A 3,451-nucleotide genomic window follows, 5' to 3' on the forward strand; every position below is an offset into this window, starting at 1 on the left:
GCGGTGCCTGTCCGGCGGCCAGGGCGGTCAGTTCGCGGCCGGTGTCCCCGGCTCGGCGGGGGAACTCGCGGGCACGGTCGATCAGCGGATCCATGGCTGGTTTCCTCCTCGGGCCGCCGCTCTGCGGGCGCAGGGGCGCAGGTGGTCTTCAGGTACGGGGCGCCGGGTGCGGGCGGCGGGAGAGGGGTCCGGGCGGGGCCGGACGGGTCACGGCTGCGGTCGGGTGCGGCACGGCGCGGGTGTGTCCGGGCGCGCGCAGGCGGAACCGTGTGCCGCGCGTCCGCCGCCTCCCGGCGGCCTGACGCGTGGTCAAGAACAAGTAAAGCATGGGCATGTTCATCGCAAAAGGTCAAGCCGGGCCGGGGTGCCGGAGCACAACGGCAAGGACCCGGCGCGGACTGTGAAGTCCGCACCGGTTCCTGTCAGTTGACGCAGCCGGCCGCGCACGGGAGCACGCCGGGGCGCGGCTACGCGCCTACCGGGTCGACGACTCCGTCGACATCCACGAGCGCTGGAGCCCGGCCGCGTCCCGGCCGACAGCACGCCGACCGCTGCTAGCGTGCCGGAATGCGCGCGCTCACGGCCGTACCGACGGCGCTGGCGTTCACGCTCGCGGCCCTCCTCCCCCTGGCGTTCCCCGCCCCGCCCGGCCCGCCCGGGGCCGGCGCCGACCGGGCCGGGACCGGACCACAGCCGGTCGAGCGGCTGCGGGTCACCGTCCTGGAGACCCTCCCGCACGACCCCGACGCCTTCACCCAGGGCCTGGAGCTCGCCGGCGACCAGCTCTACGAGGGCACCGGACTGGTCGGCGAGTCCGCCGTCCGACGCGGCCCGCCCGGCCGGCCGCCCACCGTCGTCCGGCCGCTGGACCCCCCGCTCTTCGGCGAGGGCATCACCCTCGTCGGCCCGGCCCTGTGGCAGCTCACCTGGCAGAACGGCATCGCCCTCGAACGCGACGCGGACACCCTTGAGGAGCGGCGCAGGGTCCGCTACGACGGCGAGGGCTGGGGCCTGTGCCACCGGCCCGACGCCGGCCGGCTGGTCATGAGCGACGGCACCGCCCGGCTCACCCTGCGCGACCCGGTGTCCTTCGCCGTCACCGGCACGGTCACCGTCACCGCCGACGGCCGGCCCGTGGACGGTCTCAACGAACTGGAGTGCGTCGGCGACACCGTCTACGCCAACGTCCGGCCGACCGACCGGATCCTGCGCATCGACGCCGCCACCGGAGCGGTCACCGCCGAGATCGACGCCTCCGGCCTGCTCGCCGACCGGGAACGCGACCGCGCGGACGAGCTCAACGGCATCGCCGCCCTCCCCGGCGGCCGGGAACTCCTGCTCACCGGCAAACGCTGGCCCACCCTCTTCCGGGTCGCCCTCACCCCCCGGTAGCGACAGCCGGCCGGCAGACGTCGCCCCCGGTCCGGGCTGTCGGCGGGGCGTGGCATCATCGTCCGCCGTGCCGAACACCGTCTCCGCCGTCGCCCACCCGCAGGTCTGCCCGCACTGCGCCGCCCCGCTCGATGCCGACCCCCGCTTCACCGTCTGGTGCCCGGAGTGCGAGTGGAACCTCGTGTCCGAGGAGGAGGCCGCCGAGCACGCCGCCAAGGACCCGCGGACCCTCGCCCGCGAGCAGGCCGCCGCCGAACGCACCGACCAGGTCTTCCAGGAGGTCCTCGCCGGACGCGCCGACACCACCCGCCGGGACTGGCTCGCCGCCTCGGCCGTCGCCGGCCTGGTCCACCTGGCCACCGTCGGCCTGGCCGGCTGGGCGCTCTGGCTGCTCGTCACCGGCACCACCCCGCTGCGCTGCCTGGGCGCCGTCCTGCTGGCCGCCGCGTTCCTGCTGCGCCCGCGGCTCGGCCGGGTGCCGAACGACGCCGGGGTGCTCGACCGCGCCGCGGCGCCCGCCCTCTACGGGCTGACCGACCGCCTCGCCGCCGAACTCGGGGCCCCGCCGGTCGGGGTGATCCGGGTCGACGACTCGTACGGCTCGGGCATGTGCGTGGTCGGGCTGCGCCGCACCTCCGTCCTCACCCTCGGCCTGCCGTTCTGGGAGGCGCTCGACGACCGCGAGCGGACCGCGCTGCTCGGGCACGAACTCGCCCACCGGATCAACGGCGACCACCGCCACGGCCTCTGGCTCGGCTCGGCCGTCGACGCACTGGTCCACTGGCACGACCTGGCCCGCCCGCGCGAGCGGTCCACCGGGTTCAACGTGCTCATGCTGCTCGCCGACCACCTCGCCAACGCCGTCCTGAAGGTGCTCTCCCGGGTGCTGCTGCACGTCCTCCTGCTGCTCGACCGGCTCACCGCGCGGGCGGGCCAGCAGGCCGAGTACCGCGCCGACGAACTCTCCGCCCGGGCGGGTTCCAGCGAGGGGGCGACGGGGCTGCTGATGGCGTCCCTCCAGTCCGGGACGATCGAGACCGTCGTCGACCGGGTGCGCGCCCGGATCCTCTCCCGTCCCCGCACCGGCCACCGCGACCCGGCGCCCGCGGCCGACACCGACCTGCTCTGGCAGGAACTGCGCACCCGCCTCGCCGACGTGCCGGAGCAGGAGTGGGAACGGCTGCTGCGCCGCTCCCGGCACGAGGGCCACACCGTCGACGCGACCCACCCGCCGACCCACCTGCGGATCGCGCTCGTCGCCGGGCGCCCGCCCGTCCCGGCCGCGGTCACCCCGACCACCGCCGAGTGCGCCGCCATCGACGCCGAACTCGCCGTCCACCGCACCCGCATCGCCCGGGCCCTGCTCGCCGGCTGAACGCCCGCTCGGCCCCGTCCCGCCACCGCCGGCGCCCCTCGACCGGGGGCGCCGGCGGTGTGCTCCAACGGCCTTCGCCGCGCCATCGGCCGGTGCTACTGTCTGATCATGTCCAAGGCAGACATCGACGCCCTCACCGCCGAGTTCTTCGGCGCCTTCGACAACCGGGACGGCCGGACCGCCGATGTGGCGAGGCTGCGCCGACTGCTCCTCCCGGGCGGGGTGATCGTCAAGACCGGCCCGCAGTTCACCGCGTACACGGTCGAGGAGTTCATCGAGCCGCGCGAGCACCTGCTGGCCGGCGGCCGGCTGGTCGACTTCACCGAGTGGGAGACCTCCGAGCGCACCGAGATCGCGGGCGACATCGCCTCGCGCGTCGGCGAGTACCGCAAGTCCGGGGTGCTGGACGGCGAACCGTTCGAGGGCGGCGGGACCAAGACCATCCAGTTCGTCCGTACCCCGGACGGCTGGCGGATCTCCGCCTTCGCCTGGTACGACCTGCCCTGACGGCCCGGCCCCGGCGCACCGCCCGCCCGGCGAGCTGCGAACCGGAGCCGCGGCGCCGCCGCCCGGTTCAGCCGCCGGCGCCCGCGCCCGCGCTCGCCACGGGGAGGTCGTCGGTGGGCTTCAGCTCGGTCGGCCGCTTGCGCGCACCGAACAACCACCCCGCCAACGGCTCCACCC

General features: G+C 75.8%; 3 protein-coding genes. All 3 read left to right on the forward strand.

The features are described 5' to 3' along the window. Positions 1-567 precede the first annotated feature (567 nt). A complete protein-coding gene (locus ACWGB8_RS38190) occupies positions 568-1,392 on the forward strand; it encodes a glutaminyl-peptide cyclotransferase (protein WP_452218252.1) in 825 nt (274 codons plus the stop codon). A 67-nt stretch (positions 1,393-1,459) separates the two neighbouring features. Further along, positions 1,460-2,767 (forward strand): M48 family metallopeptidase, encoded by a 1,308-nt coding sequence (locus tag ACWGB8_RS38195; protein WP_452218253.1) that lies wholly within the window; start codon positions 1,460-1,462, stop codon positions 2,765-2,767. 108 nt (positions 2,768-2,875) lie between these two features. Continuing rightward, entirely contained in the window at positions 2,876-3,274 is a 399-nt protein-coding gene (locus ACWGB8_RS38200) for a DUF4440 domain-containing protein (RefSeq protein WP_452218254.1), read from the forward strand. Positions 3,275-3,451: the final 177 nt, after the last annotated feature.

The organism is Kitasatospora sp. NPDC054939 (assembly GCF_053610105.1).